General features: G+C 40.7%; 14 protein-coding genes. All 14 read left to right on the top strand.

The features are described 5' to 3' along the window. Positions 1-31: 31 nt before the first annotated feature. Complete coding sequence (locus EL17_RS10090; protein WP_035073514.1) at positions 32-2,848, top strand: glycoside hydrolase family 2 protein; 2,817 nt, start codon at positions 32-34, stop codon at positions 2,846-2,848. Between the two features lie 325 nt (positions 2,849-3,173). Further along, on the top strand, positions 3,174-3,740 hold the full coding sequence (locus EL17_RS10080; RefSeq protein ID WP_035073251.1) for an RNA polymerase sigma factor: 567 nt from the start codon (positions 3,174-3,176) through the stop codon (positions 3,738-3,740). A 184-nt stretch (positions 3,741-3,924) separates the two neighbouring features. Further along, complete coding sequence (locus tag EL17_RS10075; protein ID WP_164675036.1) at positions 3,925-4,512, top strand: hypothetical protein; 588 nt, start codon at positions 3,925-3,927, stop codon at positions 4,510-4,512. 234 nt (positions 4,513-4,746) lie between these two features. Beyond that, on the top strand, positions 4,747-5,847 hold the full coding sequence (locus EL17_RS10070; RefSeq protein ID WP_035073245.1) for a FecR family protein: 1,101 nt from the start codon (positions 4,747-4,749) through the stop codon (positions 5,845-5,847). Positions 5,848-6,034: 187 nt separating this feature from the next. After that, on the top strand, positions 6,035-9,370 hold the full coding sequence (locus tag EL17_RS10065; protein WP_164675035.1) for a SusC/RagA family TonB-linked outer membrane protein: 3,336 nt from the start codon (positions 6,035-6,037) through the stop codon (positions 9,368-9,370). Between the two features lie 10 nt (positions 9,371-9,380). Next, the gene (locus EL17_RS10060) at positions 9,381-11,093 is read left to right on the top strand and encodes a RagB/SusD family nutrient uptake outer membrane protein (RefSeq protein ID WP_084166174.1); all 1,713 of its coding nucleotides are present in this window, start codon (positions 9,381-9,383) and stop codon (positions 11,091-11,093) included. Positions 11,094-11,200: 107 nt separating this feature from the next. Then, entirely contained in the window at positions 11,201-12,847 is a 1,647-nt protein-coding gene (locus tag EL17_RS10055; RefSeq protein WP_316932656.1) for a polysaccharide lyase, read from the top strand. Between the two features lie 52 nt (positions 12,848-12,899). Continuing rightward, positions 12,900-14,522: a DUF5123 domain-containing protein gene (locus tag EL17_RS10050; RefSeq protein ID WP_035073236.1), complete on the top strand. Its 1,623-nt coding sequence runs from the start codon at positions 12,900-12,902 to the stop codon at positions 14,520-14,522. Between the two features lie 202 nt (positions 14,523-14,724). Beyond that, entirely contained in the window at positions 14,725-17,775 is a 3,051-nt protein-coding gene (locus EL17_RS10045) for a SusC/RagA family TonB-linked outer membrane protein (protein ID WP_051719918.1), read from the top strand. A gap of 42 nt (positions 17,776-17,817) precedes the next feature. Next, entirely contained in the window at positions 17,818-19,527 is a 1,710-nt protein-coding gene (locus tag EL17_RS10040) for a RagB/SusD family nutrient uptake outer membrane protein (RefSeq protein WP_051719917.1), read from the top strand. A 299-nt stretch (positions 19,528-19,826) separates the two neighbouring features. Further along, positions 19,827-21,539 carry a polysaccharide lyase gene (locus EL17_RS10035; RefSeq protein ID WP_035073233.1) on the top strand — a complete coding sequence of 571 codons (1,713 nt, stop codon included), beginning with the start codon at positions 19,827-19,829 and terminating at the stop codon, positions 21,537-21,539. A gap of 11 nt (positions 21,540-21,550) precedes the next feature. Continuing rightward, positions 21,551-22,198 (top strand): DUF3826 domain-containing protein, encoded by a 648-nt coding sequence (locus tag EL17_RS10030; protein WP_035073230.1) that lies wholly within the window; start codon positions 21,551-21,553, stop codon positions 22,196-22,198. Positions 22,199-22,232: 34 nt separating this feature from the next. Then, positions 22,233-25,376, top strand: a complete 3,144-nt coding sequence (locus tag EL17_RS10025; RefSeq protein ID WP_164675034.1) for a DUF6298 domain-containing protein — start codon at positions 22,233-22,235, stop codon at positions 25,374-25,376. Between the two features lie 36 nt (positions 25,377-25,412). Then, complete coding sequence (locus EL17_RS10020) at positions 25,413-26,840, top strand: glycoside hydrolase family 140 protein (RefSeq protein ID WP_051719916.1); 1,428 nt, start codon at positions 25,413-25,415, stop codon at positions 26,838-26,840. The last annotated feature ends 7 nt before the right edge of the window (positions 26,841-26,847 follow it).

The raw sequence follows: 26,847 nt of genomic DNA, 5'->3' as shown, positions 1-26,847 counted from the left end.
ATAATAATCCTTTAAGTAGATGTTTAAAAACATGAGTCCTGTATTCCAAAAGAAATTTCTTATCCTATTATTCTCTTTGGGGTGGTTTTGTGCTGATGCCCAACAAACACAAATAAAATATCTCTCCGGGACAGGTAGTGATGATACCGTTGACTGGGAATTCTTTTGTACTGAAGGAAACAAATCCGGAGAATGGACGACGATCCCTGTGCCATCCAATTGGGAGCTGTTCGGATTTGGTAAATACAATTATGGACATGCCAAGGATGAAGAAAGGGGCAAGGAAGAAGGCCTGTACAAATATAATTTTGATGTTCCAAATGATTGGAAAAACATGCAGGTCAAAATTGTATTTGAAGGATCCATGACCGATACGGAAGTAAAAATCAATGGAAAGCTTGCCGGAAAAATCCATCAGGGGGCTTATTATCGTTTCGATTATGATATTTCCAGACTATTGAATTATGGAAAATCCAATTTATTGGAAGTGCGTGTGGCGAAGCATTCTGCCAATACTTCCATAAACAAAGCCGAAAGGCATGCAGACTATTGGATATTCGGAGGCATATTCAGACCCGTCTACCTAGAAGCCAAGCCCACCCAAAATATCCGTCGCGTAGCAGTGGATGCCCAGGCAAATGGTACTTTGAACGCGGAAGTTTTTCTCCATAATATAGGTCGCGCAGACCAGGTAACGGCTCAGGTGATGACATTGGACAATAAGCCTGTGGGAGAATCCTTTTCCGGTAAAGTGTCGAAGGGTTCTGATAAAGTATCCTTGCAGTCGGTGATTGATGATATTAAGACCTGGAATCCGGAGGATCCCAATTTATATAAAGTGAAATTTACCTTGTATGCCAGAGGGAATCCTGTACATGAAATGGATACCCGTTTTGGCTTTAGGACAGTGGAAAAAAGAGACCGTGATGGTATATATGTCAATGAAGTAAAGATTAAATTTAAAGGGGTCAACCGTCACACTTTCTGGCCAACCACCGGGCGGGCATCCAATAAAACCAGGAGCATTGAAGATGTCAAGTTAATGCAGGAGATGAATATGAATGCAGTCCGAATGTCCCACTATCCTCCGGATACTCACTTTTTGGATGTATGCGATTCTTTGGGGATGATGGTGCTGGATGAGTTAGCCGGATGGCATGACGCCTATGATACAGAAGTAGGCAGCAGGCTGGTAAAGCAGATGGTGACGCGTGACGTTAACCATCCCTCTATAGTACTGTGGACCAACGGCAATGAGAGTGGCCATAATTACGATCTGGTCCCCCTATATGCTGAGTATGATATTCAAAACCGAGAGGTCGTCCATCCATGGCAGCCTTTTAACGGGATGGCCACCCAGCATTACCGGGGATATGATTATGGTTCAGGTACTTATTGGCATGGACATAAAATAGTCTTTCCTACAGAGTTTTTACATGGCCTGTACGATGGAGGAAGTGGTGCCGGCTTACATGACTTCTGGGAACTCATGTGGAACAAACCCAGAGCGGCCGGTGGCTTTCTTTGGGTCTTTGCTGATGAGGGAGTAGTCCGTACTGATCAGGATGGCAAAATTGACACCTACGGTTCAGCTGCTCCTGATGGGATAGTGGGGCCTTTTCATGAAAAGGAAGGTAGTTTTTTCGCTATAAAAGACATTTGGTCTCCGGTGCGGTTTGAAAATATTGACATTACAAAGTGGTTTGATGGCAGTTTAAATGTAGAGAACCGCTATTTTTTCACCAATCTGGAAGAATGTTCTTTTAGTTGGCGATTGGCCAAAATGCCCCTTCCAAACGGCCTACAAAATGAAGAGGAAGTTTCCGGAACAGCGGCGGCACCCTCAGTAGAGCCCGGTCATAAGGGTAAGATCAAATTGGATATGCCTGCAGACTGGTTTAATTATGATGTATTATATGTCACGGCTACAGACAAATTTGGAAAAGACCTATACGAAAAAAGTTGGCCTATTACTTTGCCTGAAGATGTAATAGCTGTAATGATGAATAGAAAAGAAGATGGCAGGGCGGTAACCATGACTGAGACAGGAAATTCACTGATAGTACAGGCCGGGTCCATAGAATATACCATAGGGAAAAATAACGGTATCCTTGAAAAGGTGGTGAATTCAAATGGAGAAATTCCATTCGTAGGAGGGCCTTCTTTAAGTGCCGGGGAGGTGATATTTGAATCACTGAAAACCCGAATGGAAGGCGATACGCTGCACATCACCAGTTCCTTTGGCAAGGAATCCAGAATGAAGGAATTTACATGGACTTTTTTTCCATCCGGTATGGCCAAGCTGAATATTTACTATGTTCCCAAAGAATATGATGTAGACTTTCATTATATGGGAGTGGACTTTAATTATCCCGAAGAGCTGGTCAAAGGAATTCAATGGTTGGGTAGGGGACCTTACCGGGTATGGAAAAACAGGATGCAGGGCGTGGAAATGGCCGTTCACCAGAAAGATTACAATAATACGATCACCGGTGTACCGCCATTAATCTATCCTGAGTTCAAAGGTTATCATGCCAATCTATATTGGGCTAAAATAGAATCCAAGGAGCAGGCATTTACCGTAGCTACTTCCAGCGAAGATGTTTTCCTCCGTTTGTTTACACCTGCCCAGCCCGAAGAAATTTTTGAAAGGACAGCCCCGCCATTTCCCAATGGAGATATTTCCTTTATGCAGGCAATACCTGCTATCGGTACTAAATCAAATGAGGCGGAAAATCTAGGACCATCCGGCAGAAAGAATATTTTCTTTGATTATGGCCCCTATGATGATTGGAGATTAAGGAGTAAGGTAATGGATTTGTATTTTGACTTTTCTGCGGGACAGTAGATTGCTGTATAGAATTGCTTTCTAGCATTTGGCTTAATATAAAATTAAGGTGTAAGTGATAAAATTTTATCATTTACACCTTTACTTTTTTAATGAGGTTAATATATGCCTTTTATGGAATTCAGCCCCATATTTATTTGAAAATCACATCACTACAGGTAAGTGCAGGAGAGTTGTATTAAGAAATAGACTAATTTTGTTATAAACTCTCTTGTTAAAATTAGATTTGGTTTTAGTAATTATTAGTTCATCTACTTTTCGTAGTTTAATAAAAAGTACATAAATCTTATCGGGGAAGATAGTTTTGACCCAAAATCCCGACACCATGAATTATAAAGAACTTAACGATGCCCAATTATGGCATTTGATAGCATCCAATGACAGGACTGCCTTTAGTTATGTGTTCCGTATTTATTCCAAAGATTTATTCCGGTACGGGCAAAAATTTTCACAGGACAAAGAGTTGGTGGAAGATGTCATCCAGGATTCATTTTTAGAGCTATGGCACAATCGGGATAAAATAAATATCATCAGTTCCATAAAATTCTATCTCTTAACCTCCTTTCGCCGTGAACTGGTTAGAAGAATGGTCAATCTGAGAAAAAACGAAAATCTGGAAAGTATTCCTGAGACAATGTTTGAAACTTCACATCTTGAGAATTTGGTAGATGTACAGGAAGAGAAAGATGCTGAGCTTCACAAGGCAATAGGGGAATTGACTGAACGGCAGAAGGAAGCGATTTATCTAAAATATTTTATGAACCTCAGTTATGAAGAAATTGCGGTCATGATGCAGATGCAGGTACCTTCTCTTTACAACCTGGTCATGAAAGCCATGAAGTCAATGAAACAGGGGCTTACCACCAAGGATTATCAATATAAATATAAATGATCATTAATATTGATAAGATTTTTTATGTGCACGAATTTCAAAGTATCTCAAACTTTAGTTTATAATTGAATTTGAGCATGATCACTAATTAATTAATCGTATATTGTAACTATAAGATTTTCATACTATTAATAGATTTTTCCAATAGCGTGTTCAATTAAATGCCATTCTAAATAATATGAATATGAAATATATAACAAAAACCTTTCTATCTGCCCTTTTGATATTTGGATTTATTGCCTGTAATTCCTCCATCACTGAAAACACTGATGATGAGTTGGTAGATGCCAAGAGACGAGAAATTTCCAACCTTATTGATCAGTATAAGGAATATGGAATAGTGCCCCTGCCATTAAGTGAGACCGAAGTAAAAGAAATGGATATGGGGAAATTAACACACATGCTGGAATTTGAGAAGCACAGACATGAAATATCTGAAGCCAGAAAGAATTCTCCGGAAGCTAAATTAACTAATCTATATGTTGAAAAAATGGAAGCCACAGCATCAGAAGAAGGTAAAAGGGAACTCCTAAATGAGTTGTTGGAAGAAGTTATAAAATTGAGAGCTGCATCATCTGAGGAAATCAATGATAAGCCTACAAAGTATGCCTACTATAAAATTATATTAATTATCATGCTTTCCGCCTCATTTTTAGAAAAAAATGAGGCTTTTTTTCCCTTACAGAGAATGAGACGAATCTTGGAGTATCTCAATTTTCTCTTTCTTTTTAATAGACATATTTTTCAAATACAAAACTCATGGATTGGATAATAAACCAGAATGACCATCCGGATCATTTTTTTTTAAATACATGGGTTCTTTCCTAACACAAAAATAATAATTATAAAATTAAGTAACGATTCATTAACAAACACTGATTTATACTGCTAAGTAATTTACAATTGTCAGTTATTTTTAATAAAAGTGAAAATTTAAAATATTTTTCATATGTAGTGATGAGATTCAGTATGGCTTTTACCCTTATTACTATAAAAGCCATAGAAATTGAAAAAGCAATATTCACAAATAGAAGATTTTTTAGAAGACCCATCCTTTAAGGAGTGGGTGTTCAGTGACAGTAATTTCAGGAGCCTCTTCTGGAATAATTGGCAAAATGAGAATCCTGATAAAATTGACCTTATGCTTCAGGCAAAAGATATATTGTTTAAACTGAATGAGGATATTGATGAGTGGGAGGACGAAAAACAGGAAATGGTATTTTCCAGAATTTCAGATATCCTGAATGAAGAAGTAAATGATGAAATCATTCCCATCAGCAAACCGGATAATATTCGAAGTAAAATACTTAAGACCAGGCCTAATCAAACATTCAAAAGTATCTTAAAGATAGCTTCTGTATTTTTCATCTTCCTATTGTCCGGAGGTATATTATATAATATAGTAGGCAATCCTTTCAATTCTAAATCTATAAAAGCAAGTGAAGGCTTAGGCTTAGATTATATAACTAAAAGCACCCAGATGGGGGAGAAAAAAAGGGTTCGGCTATCCGATGGCTCGATAGTATTTATGAATGCTGCCAGTGAACTACGGATCCGTGATGGATTTGGAATCACTCACAGAGATATAGAACTTATAGGAGAGTCATTTTTTAAAGTTTCACCTAATAAAGAACTCCCATTTAAAGTAATGAGCGGCAACCTGACCACTGTTGCCTTAGGAACTTCATTTAATATTAAATCATATTCAGAAGATTATACTTCTGAAGTAAAACTGGTCTCAGGTAAGGTAAGTGTAGAGAACAAAAATCCTGAAGTATTAAATGATATGGTTTATCTAATCCCTGGAGAAGCCATTACATTAACATTTGATAATTTTAAAAAGAGTCAGTTTGATCTAAAAAAAGCGGATCTATGGCTTCAAGGCATTTTACTTTTTGAAAAAGCCCCATTTCCTGAAGTGGTGAAGGATTTAGAAAGGTGGTACGGTGTGGATATTACCATTACAGGCAAATTCAATTTGAACGATTATTTCGTGTCCGGCGAATTCAAAAAGGATAATCTTGAAAATGTATTAAGAAGTATAGGGTATTCCCTGGGTTTCGATTTTGAAATTCAGGGTAAGAACGTACAGGTGAACTTCAAGTAGTAATAAAGAATCTAATAAAAGGGTAAGAAAGAAGATTTTCTCTTGATTAAAATAAATAAAACCCAAGTCCAATAACCAAAATAATAGCACAATGGAAATAAAATTTTACCACTATTACAAAATTTGGAAAGTATTTTTTTTAGGAATGTTTATAATAATTGGAACTATCCAAATACTTCATGCAGAAATGTTACACAATCAGGCCTCTAAGGATTTAAAGAAGGTTTTTGTCAGTTTTTATTTTGAAGGTGCTACACTTCCTGAAGTCTTTGACGCCATTAAGGCAAAAACTGATTTTTCATTTGTATATGATAAGAACCAAATTACAGATCTGCACCCGGTGAGCTTTAAAGCAGAGAACCAGTCGCTGGAGTCGGTTTTGTTACTATTGTCCTCTTCTCATAAGCTTTCCTTTCAGCAGGTAAATGAAAGGATAAGTGTAAAAAGAATGACCAATCCCAATCAAAAAGCCATACAGGCCCGGGTCACCCTCACCGGTGTAGTATATGATGATGAAGGCGAACCGCTTCCCGGTGCTACAGTAAGAATAGAAGGGACTAGTATAGGTGTAGCTACAAACGCACTAGGTGAATTTACAATAGAAGCAAATGATGATGCCGTATTATTAATTACATTTATAGGTTTTGTCACCGAGCGGATAGTAGTAGGAAACCAGACTACTTTTTCTGTGACTTTAACATTGGATGATGCTTCTTTAGATGAAGTTATTGTAGTAGGGTATGGGGAGCAAAAAAGAGCCAACCTCTTGGGGGCGGTGGAAAGCATCACCACAGAAAAACTCGTAGATATACCGGCTGCCAACATGTCTACTTTACTTCAGGGTAGGATGGCGGGTGTAAATGTGGGAGGTCCTACCGGCAGGCCGGGTACAACATCAGCCATTAATATCAGAGGTACAGGTACCTGGAATCAGGAACCGCCACTTTTTGTAATTGATGGTTTTATAAGAGATCAGGCAGCATTTGATGTACTGGATCCTACTGAGGTGGAAAGTGTATCAGTACTTAAAGATGCAGCGGCTGCCGTTTATGGCGCCCGTGGTTCAGGAGGGGTGGTATTGGTACAAACCAGAAGGGGTAAAGAAGGAAAAGCACGGATCAGTTATTCGGGATCTGTAGGTTTATCGGATGCCACCTCATTTCCAGAAATGCTCAGTGCTTATGACCAGGGTGTTTTTAGAAATAATCAGCGAAGGATTTATTCCCCTGATGATTTTGCCCAAGGAATAGGGGTATATGCCCCGGATGAGCTGGAAGCTTTTAGAAATTACGATTACAACTGGATGGATTATGCTTGGCAGAGTTCCATGGTCACCCGGCACACATTGAATGTAAGTGGTGGAAGCAACCGAGTCAGGTATTTCGGAGGAGGTTCCTATTATAATGAAGATGCCAACCTGCCCGGGACAGACCTGAATAAATATTCTCTGAGAATGGGGATCGATGCAGACATTACGGATAATCTTACTGCCTCACTTACCCTAAGTGGGGATACCAGAAAAGATACCAGGCCTTTCAATAGAGAAGATGGAAATCCCAATACTTTAAATGGCGCTTTCGAGAGTTTAATAAGAACGCCAAGGTGGATTCCTCCCTATGTAAATGGCTTACCGGTGAGATATGGTGGAGCTATAGCGTCTCACCCTATTGAAATTAATAAACGGGACAGCAGAATACAAAATACAGGAAGCAATTTAGTACTAAATGCTGCTTTGGAATATAGAGTTCCAATCATTCAGGGATTGAAACTGAGAATAGCCTATAATCAGGCTGAAGGACATGCCTATGTTAACCAATTAAGAAAAAACTATGATTTATATGATTTCATGATGGTCGGCAGTAATGGCAATTTAATTTCTAATGTACCTATTGGTAGCACCAGGATCAATAATCAGGAAAGACTCCAGGAAGATTATAATTATATAAAAAATTATCAACTTAACGGCAGTGCTTCTTACGCCAGAAGTTTCGGACTTCATGATGTAAATGCATTGGTGGTATATGAAGTAGCCGAATCTGAATCTAACGGCTTTAGAGCCATGCGGGAAAATCAGTTAATTCCCGGTTTTGACCTGCAGCCGGGCTTTGCGGAAGCACAAGATGCCACAAATGGTTGGGCGGAGAACAATGCCCGTTTAAGTTATGTTGGAAGGGTAAATTATTCTTATGCGGGGAAGTATCTGATGGAAAGTTCCTTTAGATATGAAGGTTCAGTCAGGTTTGCACCGGAAAACAGATGGGGTTTCTTCCCTTCTCTATCACTGGGTTGGAGGATATCTGACGAAAGATTTTTTAAAGACAATATCAACTTCATACAGGACATGAAATTCAGGGTTTCCGGTGGTCTTCTGGGCAATGATGCTATTAGTGCCCGACAGTGGGAATACAGTTACGGCCAACAAGGCGGTGCTTACCTGGGCGGTAGCGGCGTGACCAATGGACTAAACCCACGTAACAATGGCCTGATCCTCTCCGGCCAGACCTGGGAGAAGACCAGATTTTTCAATGCCGGTATAGATATGCTGTTGGCCAACAACCTGAAAGTTGGATTAGATGGATTTTATAGATATACGTTTGATATTCTAGGCACCCGAGCGTCCTCTTTGCCGGCCAATGTGGGCGTGAACAATATGCCTGCAGAAAACTATGGCAGAATGGAGGGAATGGGCTTTGATGCATCAGTGACATATGCCGATAACATCGGAAGAGATTTTGGATACAGCATAGGATTAGTGGGGGGATGGAACAGAAACAATGTCCTTGAAATTTTTCAAAACGAGGCGGTGATCGGTACCTGGAGAGATGAAATGGGAAGAATGCGCGGCGGTGAAGATGGACTTACTGCCATAGGTATTATCAGGACCCAGGAACAACTGGATTTAATTTTAGAACAGACTCCGGGACTGACGATTTTTGGTAGAGCTCCGGAGCTGGGTATGATGATGTATCAGGATGTAGGAGGACCGGATTATTCAGATGAGCCGGATGGTGTGATCGACGTCAATGATTTGAGAATGATAGCTCCTGCAGTCCCTTCTATAGGCTTTTCCCTTAATTTGGGTGCCAATTATAAGGGCATTAGGGTGGATACCCAATTAGGGGTAAGTGGCATAGGTACTAAAGTATTTTATGACCAACAGTCCTATAGACCACCGGCAGCCAATAGCATGTTGAATATGCCTGCCTTCTGGGCAGATCACTGGTCTCCCGAGAATCCGAATGCGGCATTTCCCCGGCCTGCTCTGTATGGTGGAGAGGATCGACGCTCTACCTTTTGGATGAGGGATGGGACTACCATGAACCTTAATATCGTCAACGTATCCTATAGCTTGCCCAGTCACCTTGCCGAAAGATTAAACGTGCCTCAGCTGAGGGTTTATTTTACGGGTCGTAACCTTTGGAGGATCATCAATCCATTTGATTATAAGGATCCAACCTTATCCAGATTTGACACTTATCCCACGTTGCGTACCCTTAACTTTGGTTTGAACATTACAATTTAAAAAGCGAAATATGATGAAGAAATATATAATAATTTTAAGTTGTGCATTGGTCTGGGCTTGTGGAGATATACTAGATGTACCGGATGTAACTGCAGTGGGCCCTTTTATTTGGGATAATGAACAGTCCGCTACTCTTTATGTAAACAGGTTGTATGAAGTCAGCTTACCGGGTGTAGGTTTTGGGACTAATTCAGGTTTTTCAGATGAGTCTCCCGGGGCCAATGACCATATGTACGGCAATCTTACCGCCAATTCGGTAGATCTATATTCGGTCAATTACTATAATAGGATCAGGAACATCAATATAGGATTGGAGGCTTTGGAAGGAGGCACACTGTCAGAAGAGGCCAAGGGTCGATTAAGGGGGCAAATGTTGTTTCTCCGGGCATTTGACTATTGGAATCTGGTCAGATTATATGGAGGTGTGCCCATGGTATTGAGACCCCAGGACCCCTATCAGGACCAGGTGGATATTCCTAGAAATCCGACACGGGAAAGTTTTGAAATTATGGTAGCCGACCTGAATGAAGCGATGGCGGTTCTTCCGGCCAGCTGGCCCAATGACCAGATCGGTAGAATAACGAGGGGTGCGGCTGCCGCCTTTAAAGGAAGGTTATTGCTATTCTGGGCCAGTCCACAGTTTAATCCAGGTAATCATTCAGAGAGATGGGAAACGGCCTACCAGGCTAATGCTCAGGCAAAGGAAATGTTACTTCAGGATGGCTATGGACTTCACAATGATTTCACCGGTGTATTTTTAAACAAAGGAAACAGGGAAGTAATCTTTGCCCGCCTATATGATTTCAATGCCGGAAGGACTCATGGCTGGGAAAATTCGGTAAGGCCAAGAGAGATTGGTGGATCGGGAGGAACCGGAAGTAATCCCACTTGGGATTTTGTAAAGGCTTTTCCGATGAAAAATGGCAAATCCATTCAGGAAGAAGGGGCCGGATACGATTCAGTGTATTACTTCAGGGATAGAGATCCAAGATTTTATGCTACTGTAGTCTATAATGGAGCTCCCTATACCGTAACAGGAGCTGATCCCCTAAGGCAGCAATGGACTTATTATGTCGGCAATACCCCGGTAGATAATCCCGGTGCCACCACCACCGGATTTTACAACAGAAAAGCAGTCAATCCAAATATACAGCAAACATTCGTAGGTCAGACAGATACTGACTGGCCGGAGATCAGATTCGCCGAAGTGCTTTTAAATCTTGCAGAGGCTGCCGCAGAGACCGGCCGTCCCAATGCTGTGTATATAGAACTGAGAGCTATACGACAAAGGGCCGGATTAGATCCGGGTGACGGAAACTTTGGATTAAGGGAGGGTATGGGCCGTGGAGAACTGGTAGATGCCGTGATGCTGGAAAGACAGATAGAATTGGCTTATGAAAACAAAAGATACTGGGACCTGAGAAGAAGAAATTTATTTGCCGGCAAACTCAACGGAACCAGAAGAATGGGTATCATCACCAGGCTGAAGCCAGGCATTAACCCCACTGACTTTGCTGCCATCCGCAATACTATTAATATGGATACGGAATATGATCAATATTTCACGATGGAGCTATGGGTGAAGGATCAGCAATTTGCCATCAATTATCCCCAGCCTCTTTACAATTTCTTCGGTATTCCCCAGAACATTCTTGACAGAAGTCCTTCTCTGCAACAGACTATGGGTTGGGAAAATGGCACCTTTGATCCAGTGGCTGATTAATGAAAGGAGCTTAAAAATTATATTCTCAATACTGAAATTTTAATACAGATATGACTATTAAAAACACTTTAATAATATTTACCCTTTGTTTCATCACCGGGTCAGCGATGGCACAGTATCCAAAGATACCTGCTGATGCCCGTGCCAAATCCGACTCCATCATGAAGGAGGCGGAAAGGCTTTCTGATGAAGCCTGGGAAAAAGCATTACCGATTGTTCTAAAAGAAGCTTCTGAGGGTAAATCCTATGTGCCATGGGCGTTCAGGCCTACTGATTTAGAGCAGGCGGAGATCCCCTCATTTCCCGGAGCTGAAGGAGGTGGGATGTATTCCTATGGCGGAAGAGGCGGAAAGGTTTATACCGTTACCAGTTTAGAGGATCGGGGCCCCGGTACATTAAGGGAGGCCTGCGAAAAAGGTGGTGCCAGAATAGTGGTTTTCAATGTAGCAGGCATAATCAAATTGGAAAGCCCGCTGATCATCCGTGCTCCTTATATCACTATAGCGGGTCAGACTGCTCCCGGAGACGGGGTAGTGGTCGCCGGCGAGACGGTGTGGATTGATACCCATGATGTAGTGATACGACATATGAGATTTAGAAGGGGAGAAACCTTCGTAGGAAGAAGAGATGATGCCATAGGTGGAAATCCTGTGGGCAATATCATGATTGACCATGTTTCCGCTAGCTGGGGCCTTGATGAAAACATGTCGATTTATAGACACATGTATAGCCCCGGTGGAGATTATCCTACGGAAAAACGGGGTACTGTAAATATTACTATCCAAAACAGCATTTTCTCCGAAGGATTGGATACCTATAACCATTCCCTGGGAAGCACACTTGGTGGAGAGAACTGTTCCTTTATGAGAAACCTATGGGCAAGTAATGCCGGAAGAAATCCATCCATTGGCTGGAATGGCATCTTCAATTTTGTAAACAATGTAGTATTCAACTGGAACCACCGCACGACTGACGGTGGAGATTACATGGCAAAATACAATATCATCAACAACTATTATAAGCCGGGACCGGTCACTCCTGAAAATTCTGATATAAGGTTTAGGATATTGAGACCGGACGCTGTTCTTACCCGGCTGGATACCACCATTTATGGTAGGGCATATGTAGAGGGCAATATAGTAGAAGGTGTTGCAAATGTAACTGCGGATAATTGGGACGGGGGCATACAGCTGAATAACAAAGAAGGCAATATCCCTTTTGAGGAAGCAAAAGAAATTTATTTTCCAAGAATAAGATCCTACAAGCCTTTCCCTATGCCGCAGCTAAATATTTCACCTACTGAAGAAGCATATAAATATGTATTGGAAAATGCAGGGGCTACTTGGCCCCGTAGAGATCCTGTAGATGAAAGAATTATCAGAACAGTGAAGTCTGGAGAGGCAGAATATGTGGAAGGTCTTGATCCAGCCTCATTTTATCAGTTTGAGCACAGAAGACTGCCTGCAGATTCTTATAAATTGGGGATTATTACTGATATCGCTCAGGTAGGTGGATATCCCGAATATAAAGGAACCCCTTATACCGATACAGATGGAGATGGAATACCTGACGCTTGGGAGAAAAAATACGGACTTAATCCCAATGATCCCTCAGATGCCAATGGTGATATAAATGGTGATGGCTATACGAATATAGAAAAGTACATCAATGGAATAGATCCTAAGAAAAAAGTCGACTGGAAAAAATCAGCCAATAATAAAGACACCTTATCCAAAAGGAAAAGCCTGCTGTAAAAAGCGCACTACTACGGTTTGATTGAGTATACATCCAAAAACCTAAAATAATATGAACAATATTTATCCTGATTTTAAAATTAAAAGACCCCTCTTGTATGGTGTATTTATTATCCTGATAGGAATAGTATCATGTCAGAATCTGGAGGAGTTTACTTTAAACACCATTCCTTCGCCCCAAAATGCCGGAATCACCAAAGTAGACAGAAATGCTATACTGGCCTGGGATGCGGTGAGTGATCCCAGAGTCACTTCATATGAGATTCAACTGGGTTCTGATAGTGAGTTCAGTGTGGTATTAAAAACCGATACCATACCTTCCAGCCTTCTCGAATATACATTTGAAAATTTAGAATCCGAAGAATCATATGCCGCGCGGGTGAGGGCTTTGAATCCTGATCCTCTGACCAATTCATTTTATACTTCTGTACTATTTATATCAAATGAGATAGAAAATATTTTTAGGTTATTGACCGATGATCATATTGGTGTGGGTTCGGTATTGTTACGATGGAATGAACCTTCAGAAGGATCGGTCACGCGGATCACCTTCACACCGGTTTCCCCCGGGGAACAAATAACAGTCGTTCTCACCCCGGAACAGGTTGCGTCAAGGGAAGCAAGTGTAGAAGTTTTGAATCAGAATAGGACTGAATATCTCGCTGAGATTTTTGATGGAGAAGTAAATCGCGGAGAAATAAGATTTATCACAATAGATATCAATGCTGTTATAAGCGTAGACGGAGGGATATACGGTGATTTACAGGCTGCAATAAATGCCGCCACATCAGGCAGTGTGGTTAGAGTTGGTGCTTCGGTATATGATTTCAGTGCGTTGCAAAATGGTACCATTTTGATCAATAATAAATCCCTGACGATCCAGGCCGCTTCTGATGAAGGTGCTAAGCCGGATATCAAACTTAGAAATTTTAATATAATTGGAGATGTAGGGTATTTAAAATTGATTGGTTTAAAAATACAAAGTATCAGTAGGGCGGAAACGTCTCTTAATACGGATTACAATAAACACTTGTTTGGTGTTACTTATGTAACGGATGCATTTCACCTTGAAATTACGGATTGCGAACTGACCGGGGCAGAATCAGGATTGATTTTTACCCAGGGTGTTGGTGCAGCAAGTGCTCCGGATCCAATACCGGGGACGGGAATATTTAGCATGGCAGTAGAAAACAGCTTGCTTTATGACTTTGGAAATGCGGGTGGTGATTTTATTGATTTTCGGTCAGGATCAGTAGCGGGTATTACGCTGAAAAACTCCTCCATTTGGAACAGTGCTAGGGCGCTGTTGAGAGCAGATCCGGATGTCGCATTTATAGGCACTTCAGGATTCATACTTGAAAATATGACTATCAATAATTTCTGTAACGGAGGTAGGTTTGTAGATGTGAGGGCAAATGGCAAAACTGTGGTTAGGAATTCAATCATCACCAATAAACCCTCCAACCAGGCGAACAGAATGCAGAATGGAGCAACCTTAGAAATAATAAACAGCAATCTGTTTGGAACAAATATTAATAATGTCACTGCCGGAGCGACAGTGACAGAAAGATTAAACGTAGATCCCCAATATCAGAATGCCTCGGCAGGTAATTTTAAAGTGAATAACCATGAAATTATGAAAGCGCGTCTGGGGGATACCCGGTGGTTGGATTAGATTTATATATATAAATGAAATTTATAATATGATCATATGATTTGAATAGTACCTAAATGCTCGCTATCAGGATAGCTCAGGGAAGTTAATTAATGTTTAGTGCTTAATTTACATATGAAAGTAAAGTACTTCCTTGATTTGATCAAAAGGATTAAGCTCTAAACAATTAGCAAACTAATTACAACCCATAAAGTATCCTGTTATGATAAGAAAGTTACAGCGAGGGCCACTGGCCTTATTAAGTACATTGATGTGGGTGTTGCTGTTGCAATTTTGCCTTGTTGATTCGGCAAATGCATTTCAGCAGCCCAGCATGAGAACCGTTTCCGGTACAATTATATCTGCAGCGGATGGAGAACCACTACCTGGCGTAAATCTGCGCGTTAGAGGTACTTATACCGGCGTAGTGACCGATATGGATGGAAACTATACAATTGAGGTACCGCCAAATGCTGTTTTAATATATTCCTTTATTGGATTTGAAACTCGAGAAATTAGCGTTGGTAATCAATCCGTGATCAATGTAACTTTAGAAGAAGATCTGGGAGCATTGGATGAGGTAGTGGTCATCGGTTATGGTGAAACTAAAAGAAGGGATCTGATCGGAGCGGTTTCCACGGTCCGGTCTGAAGACCTGATCCGGGTGCCTACCCATAATGCCCTGGAAGGTATGCAGGGTAGGGCAGCCGGATTAGATATTACTAGATCATCAGGTCAAGCGGGTGCGGGTGTAAATATAGTATTAAGAGGAAACAGGTCTATAGGGGCCAGCAATAATCCCTTATATATTATAGATGGGTTTCAGGGTGGAAATGTTGAGAGCCTAAATCCTAATGATATAGAATCTATTGAAGTTTTAAAGGATGCATCAGCTACTGCGATTTATGGAGCACAGGGTGCCAACGGCGTAATTATAGTTACTACTAAAAGAGGTACTGAAGGAAAAACAAAAATAAGTTACGATTCTTTTTATGGTGTAAACGGTTTAACACCCTTTCCAAATTCCAGAACAGGGGATAGTTATATTCAATTACGAAGAGAAGCTTTTAGGACTACAGGTGACTGGAACAGTCCTGCAGACGATCCAAATATTTTTCAAGGTGCTGGTGAATGGGAAGCAGTACAAAACGGCCAATGGATAAACTGGATAGATGAAGTACTTCAGGATGGTTCCCAACAAAGCCATAATATATCTGTAAGCGGTGGGTCCAACCGTACCAAAGCATTTGTTTCGGCAGGCTATTTTAACGAAAAAGGCCTCTTAAGAAATGATGATTTTACCAGGTTTACGGCTCGATGGAATGTAGAACACGAAATAAACAATAGACTAAGGGTAGGGACGTTGGGTCAAATGGCTTATTTTAATATCAATAGAAGACAGGATGTACTTTCCAATGCAATGACCACCAGTCCTTTGGGAGAGGTGTATAATGAATTGGGTGAAATTAACAGGTTTCCCATCTTTGCTGATCAAAGTATTGTCAGTCCCTTAACCGATGAGCGGGGCCCAAATATTCAGAGAAACAATACCATTCGCACCAATATTATGCTGAATGCATTTTTGGAATATAAGCCAATTGAGGGTCTGACATTCCGTTCCAACTTTGGTACAAATCTTACCAATGCCCGTCAGGGCAGATTTGATGATGCTACTTCTTTTAGGCAGCGAACTGCACTGAGGTCAGTAGCTTCTAGTGAAATGAGTTACAACAGATTCTTTAACTGGGATAATATCTTAACCTATACCAGGGAAATGAATGATCACTCCATTTCCGTTACGGGAGTTACAAATTACATTCAACGTGACATTGATGAGTTATCTGCCTCCGGTATAGATCAGATTTTATCCTCCCAATTATTTTATAATTTGGGCGCTACAGCACCTGAAAGCAGAAATATAAGTTCTGGATATACAGGTCATAATATGATGTCCTATGCTGCCAGAGTTAATTATACTTACAGAGATAAATATATGCTTACAGTTACCAATCGCTATGATGGCGCTTCCAGACTGGCGCCCGGTAATAAGTGGGCGATGTTCCCGTCCGTAGGGCTTGGTTGGGTGATTAGCGATGAAGCATTTATGGATGGTCTTCAGGGAGTCAGCTTTATGAAATTGAGGGCCACACATGGACTTACCGGAAATTCTGCTATTCCTCCATACGGTACTCAAAGTTTATTGATAATCAATAATCAAATATCCTTTGGTGAGGTAGTGGCGCCAGGCTTAATGTTCGGTAATATGATCGGAAATGCGAATGTAGGTTGGGAAAAATCTGAAACCACTAACCTCGGCTTAGATTTAGGTCTATGGGACAACCGGTTAAATGCTAATATAGAAGTATACAATACCAATACGACTGATTTGTTATTACCTAGGGTTTTACCTTTTTCTACTGGAGTCAGGGAAGTATTTCAAAATATAGGTGCTACCAGAAATAGAGGCGTAGAGGTTACAATCAATTCTGAGAATATCCGAAGAAGAAATTTTACCTGGAGTTCGATATTTACCTTTACACATAACAAAGAAGAAATTACTCAGTTGGTTAATAATCAAGACATTATTACTGATGAAAGGCGAAATTTAATCATAGGTAGTCCTATTGAATCCTTCTATACATGGAATAAATTGGGTATATGGCAAATTAATGAAGCTGATGAGGCTGCGCAATTGACCTTTGGAGGAAGACCTTTCCAGCCAGGCGATATTAAATTAGAAGATTTAAATGGGGATGGGGTAATTGATGCGGATGACAGAATGGTTATAGGTTCTACTGTCCCAGAATTTTTTGCAGGATTTCAGAATACCTTCAGGTATAAATCATTTGATCTTGGTTTGTTTTTCTTCGCCAGGGTGGGTCAAACAATTCATGCTGAAGTATTAGGAAGGTTTAATCCAGGGGGAGAAGGAAACGGCCCTGAGTTTATGGATTATTGGACGCCTGAAAACCCTACCAATGACTATCCCCGTCCTAGAAGGGGTGCGAACATGTCTGCCTATGAAGGACATCAAACGCTGACCTTTGTAGACGGTTCTTTTATCAAATTACGAAACGTAAATTTAGGGTATACATTGCCACCTGTAGTAGCGGAAAGATTACGATTGACCAATCTTCGGATTTATGCTACAGCCAATAACATGTGGACCCGTTCCAGAAGTCACTTATTAAGACAATATGATCCTGAAAGAGGTGGGGAGGAAGGATTTCCGCTCAACAGGCAAATCATATTAGGTGTGAATATAGGTTTTTAAGTAAGCGGATTTTAAAAAATGTTACCCAAAATAAATTGAACTATGAAATTCAAAAATATTTTATATAAAGGATTTATCGCCTCACTGCTATTGGGGACAGTAGCATGTGATTTGGATGAATACAATCCATCAGGGACCACCTCTGACGCAGCATGGAACACACCGGAAGGTTTTGTGACCGCTGTAAATGCTGCCTATCAGTATAGGCCCATGTTTTATGGAAGTGAAAACGGAATTTTTTTAGGTGAAGCCGGTACAGACCTATGGTTTAATAGGGAAAGGGCGAATTATGCAAATCAATTGACTCGGTATGCAGGACTAGCGCCTACTCAGGGAAATCCAAACATAGCTGAATGGCCGAGACTCTGGGTTGGTATCAATCAGGCAAATGCGGGAATCAATAGGATAGATGATGCCGGTTTTACGAATCCGGTTGAAAGAAATCAAAGATTAGGTGAATTAAGGTTTTTGAGGGCATTCTATTATTATCATATTGTAGAAACTTGGGGTGGAGTAATGTTAAGGACTACAGAAACCCAGGAACCATTATTAACTGCTGAGCGTAGTCCTGTAGAGGCTTTTTATGATTTGATGATAGAGGATCTCCTTTATGCCAGTGAGCATCTTCCGGTAAGCTATGGAGCAGAATATAGCCGTGCAACTAAAAAAAGTGCAATGGGATTATTGGCAAAAGTATATCTTACCCGAGGATATTATGGCGAAGGACAGACTTATTTTTCACTGGCCCGGGACGTAGCCAATGAGATTATCAGCAGAAAAGGAGAGTTGGGCATAGACCTTTACGATGATGTAGCCGATCTTTGGGATCCTGCTAACAATAAGCAGAATATGGAAGCGATGCATACAGTAAGCTATTCCTTGAATCCTGCTTTTAATGCTGGAGGGGCTAACAGGCTTCACCAATTCTATATGACTAACTATACCCGTTTCAATGGTCTGGTAAGATCTATAGAGTATGGTAATGAAGATACCAGAAGATTAATGCCTACTCTGGCTCTTTTAGATTTCTATAATGAAGAAATAGATGCCAGGTATGATGCCTCATTTAAAGAAGTGTGGATTGCTAATCAGGATTATACATGGACCCAGGCTATGGCCACTACCCATGGAAAAGATGCCAGCATAGTAGGTACACAAGTCAGGGCAGGTATCGATACTGCTTTGGTAATAACTAAAAAAGCTATAGCTGATCAGGCCTTAAAACCATACATTATCTATGATAGGAACCGTACATATAATCAAGCCAACGGCTCCTTGAATCAACCTGATAATTTTGTCCAGCTAGATAAATTTAGAGATCCGATTACCAGAGAAAATGAAAGCATGAGAGTGGGTTTCTTGGATGTATTCGTAATGAGATTTGCGGAAGTATATCTTCTAGCAGCAGAAGCAGAAGTTCAATTAGGCAATCCCGGAGCGGCTGCTCAGCATTTAAATGTACTCAGGACCAGGGCAGCCAAGAAAACTCCGATAGATTATACTCTTCAGATGCAGATAACAGCGGCAGATGTAAATCTAGATTTTGTACTGGATGAGAGAGCAAGAGAACTGTGCGGAGAAATGACCAGATGGTATGATCTGAAAAGAACAGGTACTTTGGGGGATAGAATAGCCCGTTACAATCCTGACATTACCGAGTTTAGAGAACACCATTATTTGAGGCCAATACCCCAGACAGAAATGGATGCTCTGCTTAATGCCTCAGAATTTGGACAGAATCCAGGATATTAATTATAAAGAATATTTTAATGAGGTATATTTTGATGCTCACATCAAAGTATACCTCATTTTTTTATCTAATAAAAAAAATATCATTTAGTATTCAAATCAGGGGAATTCTTTAAGATTATAGAAGAAAGAATTTAGGGTAAGATCCCGTTGACCTTATGGTATCATTTCATATATATATACTAATTTTCCCTGCTTTTTAAAATACTCTATATCATTTCATCACAGGATGCGTCAGGATGGTTAATTATTTTACTTCTGTAAATTTACGTTATACTATTGCCAATTAAATAATCACCCAAATGAAAGTTTATTATAGTAAAGTATTTACAATAATTACATTTTTATCCTTAAGCTGGTACAGCGCTCATGCTCAGTACCCAACTATACCCGATGATCTCCAGGCAGCCACCGATGCCAGAATGGAAGAAGAGGAAGAAAGATTAAATAAACTTTGGGAAGAAGAAATTTATCCAATTGTAGTTAAAGAAAGGGCTGAAGGACGTCCTTATTTGCCATGGGGGTCTCAGCCGGGGGATTTTATAAAGGCTGATATTCCGGCTTTTCCGGGAGCTGAAGGGGGTGGAGCATATACTCCCGGAGGTAGAGGGGGAAAAATTTACGTGGTGACAAGCTTGGAAGATAGCGGCCCAGGGACCCTGAGAGAGGCATGTGAATCCGGAGGCGCCCGTACGATCGTTTTTAAGGTAGCTGGTATTATTAGATTAAATACTCCGATCAGCATTAGAGCTCCTTATGTAACTATTGCCGGGCAAACTGCTCCAGGTGACGGGGTGGTGATAGCTGGAGAAACTTTTGCAGTGGATACCCATGATGTCATTATCAGGCATATGCGTTTTAGACGAGGTGAAACAGACGTCACCCGTAGGGACGATGCACTTGGAGGAGATCCAATGGGGAATGTTATTATAGATCATTGTTCAGTCAGTTGGGGTCTGGATGAAAATCTCTCCATGTACAGAAACATGTTTCAGGCTAATGAAAGATCAGAAAGACAAAAACTTCCCACTGCTAATATAACCATCCAAAATACTATATCTTCAGAAGGGTTGGATACTTATAACCATGCCTTTGGAAGTACTGTAGGAGGGCTGAACAGCACTTTATTAAGAAACCTTTGGGCTAACAATGTCGGACGGAATCCATCCATCGGGATGTATGGGGATTTTACATTTGTAAATAATGTGCTTTTTAACTGGTGGAACAGAACAGTAGATGGTGGAGATTTTAGATCTATGTTTAATGTCATAAATAATTATTACAAGCCGGGGCCTATTACCCCTGATGGTTCTGTAAGGCATCGAATCATAAAGCCGGAGTCTGGATACATGGAACCAAAAACATTCGGTAGAGCATATGTATCCGGGAATCTAGTAGAAGGTAATCCGGAAGTTTCCCAAAATAACTGGAAAGGTGGAGTACAGATAGCCGGCGTATCAGATGACGAAGAAAAGGAGCATTTTTCATATATGAAAAGAGATGAACCCTTTAGGGTAGCTAATTATAATGTGATGCCTGCCGAAGAAGCATATGAATATGTTTTGGAGAATGTAGGAGCTGTATTACCTAAAAGGGATCCGATAGATGAAAGAATAATAAATCAGGTAAGGACTGGAGAAATTAATTATCCTGACGGACTTGAAACAGATACAGGAAGTGAATTTATTAAGCGGAGATTAGAAAAGGATTCATATAAAAAAGGAATAATTACGGACATCAGTCAGGTAGGTGGATATCCTGAATACACGGGGAATGCATATAAAGATTCTGACGGGGATGGAATTCCTGATGCATGGGAAACCAAATATGGCTTAGATCCAAACGATCCATCGGATGCCTTGAAGGATTTGAATAATGATGGTTATACCAATATAGAAAAATACATTAATGGGATAGATCCTAAGAAGAAAGTAGATTGGACCGATTGGGCTAATAATAAAGACACCCTTCTGGAAACTGCCAAAAAACAAGGAGGATTACTTCCGACTAAGTAAATTATCTAGTCATGAAAAAAACACAAGTTTGCTATTTAGCCTCGCTTTTCCTTTTATTGTCTTTTGGAGTAACTGTTGCTCAGGATTTTGATCCAGAGTATATCAAAGTCACCAATGACCGGGCTAGAAAAATAGTTGAGAATATAAATATTGGAGACCAAGAGAAGGAAGAAAAAGTAAAAGGATATGTGGCGGCTCAATATAGAAATCTCAGTCTGATTCATGATGAAAGAGACCAACGAATAAAGGATGCAAAAGAAAAGTATTCAGGAGATAAGAGAGAAAAGCATATTAGCAGGATTGAAAAAGAGGCAGATAAAAAGCTTAAAAAATTGCACAAACAATATTTAGCTCAACTATCCAGTGAATTGAGTGATCACCAGGTCGATCAGGTGAAAGATGGAATGACCTATGGTGTTGCTCCAAATACCTTCAAAGTTTATCAGGAGATGGTACCTACTCTCACCGAAGAGCAAAAGGAAAAAATCTGGATGTGGCTGGTAGAAGCGAGAGAAAATGCAATGGATGCCGGCACTTCCAAAGATAAGCATGCCTGGTTTGGGAAATATAAAGGAAGAATCAATAATTATCTATCTTCTTTAGGGATTGATATGAAGGAAGCGGAGAAAGAAATGTATTCCAGACAAGCACGGCAATAACCTTCGTTGCTAAAAAATTCTTACATCTTAATCTATGTCTAAAAGAAATAGTTTAAATTTTATTGTTTATTGGAAGGAAGTACTCCTTCCAATTTTTCTTTTGATATTTTTCTTATTTTTTTCCTTCAATTTATCTGGCAGACAATCTCCCTTGAGCTATAAGGGGGGCAATTTGACATATGAGGCAGATGAGAAAGGAGACCGTATACCCGATTTTTCTTATTGTGGGTATGCAGGCAGTGAAAAAGCTATTCCTAATGTACCGGCAAGGTTTGTTATTGGCCCTCAAAATTCAGATGCCACAGCCCTTATTCAAGCTGCTATAGATGAAGTAGGAACACTTCCTGTCGGAAAAAATGGGTTTCGCGGTGCAGTTTTGCTGGAAAAAGGAACCTACGAAATAGCTGGACAATTGGTGTTTAATAAGTCCGGGGTAGTTCTTCGAGGAAGCGGTGCTGGTCAGGGTGGCACCATATTATTGGGAAGTGGGCAAGACCGAAAAACGCTGATCAGAGTTTTGGGTCATGATGATAGAGTTTTTGGAGACACGATTAAAATAACGGATGATTATATACCGGTCAATGGTAAAAGGATTCATATTACCAAACCCCAATCTCTGCAAAAACATGCCTCGGTCTATGTAATAAGACCATCTACAGAAGAGTGGATTGATGAATTGGGCATGAAAGATTTTGGTGGCGAGACAGGATGGCTCGGCTGGAAACCTGGTGACCATGATCTCAAATGGGACAGGACTATAGTATCTAAGATCGGCAGTATGGTAGAATTGGACGTCCCTATCACCACGGCTATAGATATAAACTTTGGAGGCGGATATATCATTCCTTACCAGTGGAATGGAAGAATAGAAAATATAGGTATAGAAAACCTCTCTTTAAGTTCTACTTATGATACTTCGAATCCCAAAGATGAGGCACATCGCTGGATGGGTATTACGATGGAGAATGTTCAGGACAGTTGGGTGAGGCAGGTAAATTTTGAGAATTTTGCGGGCTCAGCTGTAGCCATTTATTCTTCAGGTAGGCGGATCACTGTAGAAGACTGTAAATCTTTAAACCCTGTTTCAGAGATAGGTGGGGGCAGGAGAAATACATTTTTTACCGAGGGGCAGCAAACTCTTTTCCAGAGGTGCTATTCCGAATATGGCTACCATGATTTTACCACAGGCCTCGCAGTACCGGGACCAAATGCATTTGTACAGTGTGAAGCATATTTGCCCTTTAATTTTAGCGGCGGGCAGCAGGGATGGTCTTCAGGGGTTTTATTTGATATGGTAAAAATTGATGGAAATGCCCTTGTCTTTAATAATTTGCACCAATCAAAAAGAGGGGCAGGATGGACCATTGCCAATTCAGTCATCTGGCAATCTGACGCATCCAAGATTGAAAACTTTAATCCGCCCACTGCACAAAACTGGGCTTTTGGGGTATGGGCACAATCCTACGGAGATGGCTATTGGGAGAATGTCAATAGTCACGTAAATCCACAAAGTCTTTATTATGCACAGCTGGAAGAGAGGATGGAAGTGGTACTAGTTAATCCACAGTTAATGCCAATGGCAGGAGAAGCATCTACCAGTCCCACAAAGGAGCAGGCAAGAGAATTGACAATTCTGGCAAGGGAAAAGATAATGACGCTTTCTGACTGGATAGATCAGGCTGGCAATAGAAATCCTATTGATTTGAGTTTAGGGAAAGCTAAAAGTTATGAAAAGTTGGTTGTTAAAACATCTAGTCCTACTAATGAAGTAGAACGTAATAACATTAAAACTATCAATGGTATAGTGCTGGCAGGAGATCGGATGTTGACAGGTGATAGACATCAGGTTTCTTGGTGGAGAGGCAGTCTCCGGCCGATAGACGTCAGTACCGCCTCTGTTCATGTAACACGCTTCGTCCCCGGTAGATATGGGAAGGGGCTAACAGATGAGCTGGATGAAGTAATAGAGCATTTAAAATCCCAGCAGGTAGTTGCATTGGAACACAATTACGGATTGTGGTATGACAGAAGGAGGGATGATCATCAGCGGGTGCGGAGAATGGACGGAGACGTTTGGCCTCCGTTCTATGAACAGCCATTTGCCAGAAGTGGAGAAGGAACTGCTTGGGATGGCCTCAGTAAATATGATCTGACAAAATTCAATCCCTGGTATTGGAATAGGTTGAAGGAGTTTGCCGATAAAGCAGAAAGTGAAGGTATTATCCTGATTCATCAGCAGTATTTTCAGCACAACATATTGGAAGCCGGTGCACATTATGCAGATTTTCCATGGCGTACTGCCAATAATATTAATAATACTGGATTTTCGGAGCCAGTTCCATATGCGGGAGACAAAAGGATTTTTCTGGATGAGCAGTTTTATGACATCACTCATCCTGTAAGAAGAGAATTACACCGTAGCTATATCAAAAAATGTCTGGATAACTTTGCTGACAACACCAATGTCCTACAGCTGGTCAGTGCAGAATATACAGGGCCCTTACATTTTGTAGAGTTTTGGCTTGATGTAATCCGTGAGTGGGAATCAGAAACAGGTAAGAAAGCCTGGATAGGATTAAGTACCACTAAAGATGTTCAGGATGCGATCCTGGCGGACAAGGAAAGAGCAGGATTGATTAATCTGATAGATATCCGATATTGGTATCCAACCGAGGAAGGAGTATATGCACCTGAAGGCGGTGTACATTTGGCCCCCAGGCAACATGCCCGGAAAATGAGCTCAGGTAAATTAACTTCGGAGGCAGTTTATGCCACTATTAAAGATTATAAATCTCGATTTCCTGATAAATCAGTAATCTTTTCCCATAATAATTCTAATAGAATGGGATGGCCTGTTTTGTTTGGAGGAGGGTCACTTCCGGCATTACCACAGGTAAATGAACCTGGATTTTACAGGAGCCTTGCTACCATGAAACCAACCGAAACCCAGAATGCTGATGTATGGAGGATGCAAAACGAGGAAGGGGAAAGTATAATATATAGTCATAAAAAACAGACTATTGGTGAGGAATGGCGGGGTGCCAGGTCTGGGTTTGAGGTTTTGATGATCCACCCGTCGTCTGGAAAAACAGTGAATAAATCAACTAACAAAAGAACAAGATCAATAAAGGTAGAAGCTGAAGCTGACCAGCTGATATGGATCAGGAAAATCAAATAATATAACCAAATAGCTAAGATCTAAAGTAAGAGTAAAATGGGAAATAAGACAAGATTCAATAACACCATTTATATGATGGGAGCATTTATAATGCTCTTTCTCATTTCATGTGAACCGGCTTCACAAGAGCAGACTGAAACTGATCAGAGGCATGGATTGCCAAAGTTAAAGATCAGCGATAATCAAAGGTTTTTTGCTACTGAATCTGGGGAACCTTTCTTTTGGTTGGGGGATACCGCTTGGTTACTTTTTGGAAAACTGGATAGGGAAGAAACAGAAAAATATCTGGATGACAGGAAAGAAAAAGGTTTTAATATCATTCAGATAATGACCTTACATACAGTAGGAGCTGTTAATGCTTATGGGGACAGCGCTCTGGTAAATCAGGATGTGGCTAGACCATTGACTACTGAGGGTACAGATTATGGTGACGGAGATGCCTATGATTTTTGGGATCATGTAGATTTTGTTATTGATAAAGCTGAAGAAAGAGGCATCTATGTAGCCATGGTGCCTATCTGGGGATCTAATGTACGTGCCGGTCATGTGGATAGGGATCAGGTAGAAATTTATGGTAAATTCCTTTCAGATCGATATGGTAATAGAAACCATATCGTCTGGCTAAATGGTGGAGATGTGCCGGGAAGTGATTCCACGGAAGTATGGAACAGGTTAGGTGAAACATTACGCGCCAATAATCCTGATCAATTGATCACTTTCCATCCTAGAGGCAGAACACAATCTTCAGATTGGTTTGCGGATGAAGATTGGATGGATTTTCATATGTTCCAGTCAGGACATAGAAGGTATGATCAGGATGACACTGAAAAAGCCTATGGCGAAGATAATTGGAGATATGTAAAAGCTGATTATGATCTGGATCGAAGGATGCCAACTTTGGACGGGGAACCATCTTATGAAGGTATTCCTATTGGGCTTCATGATCCTAAAGAAGGATTCTGGGATGATAATGCAGTAAGAAGATATGGATATTGGTCTGTATTCGCAGGAGCTGCCGGCTACACATATGGTCATAGTGCTATTATGCAAATGCATAGGCCTATCGATGAGACTGGGGCATATGGGAATGAAATGTATTGGACTGAGGCATTGGATGCACCTGGTGCTTCCCAGATGATCCATCTTAAAAATCTGATGCTGGATTTCGATTATTTTGATAGGGAACCTGCTCAAGAATTAGTGGCCAATCAGGGAGAGCGATATGACTACTTGGTAGCCACCAAGGGCAAAGGATATGCTTTGATATATACTTATACCGGTCGAGATATAGCTATCAATATGGATGAATTAGGAAGGAATGAAGTAGAAGCAAAATGGTTTAATCCCAGAACCGGAGAGTATTCCAACATTGGAAGAATGTCTGGTGACAGGGTTCAGGAGTTCAAGCCAGACGGGGAAGAACAGGATGGAAATGATTGGGTACTTGTGCTAACTTACGAATAAGGAAAGG

The organism is Anditalea andensis (assembly GCF_000714815.1).
Lineage (GTDB): Bacteria > Bacteroidota > Bacteroidia > Cytophagales > Cyclobacteriaceae > Anditalea > Anditalea andensis.
This window is presented reverse-complemented; position numbering and strand designations above follow the sequence as displayed.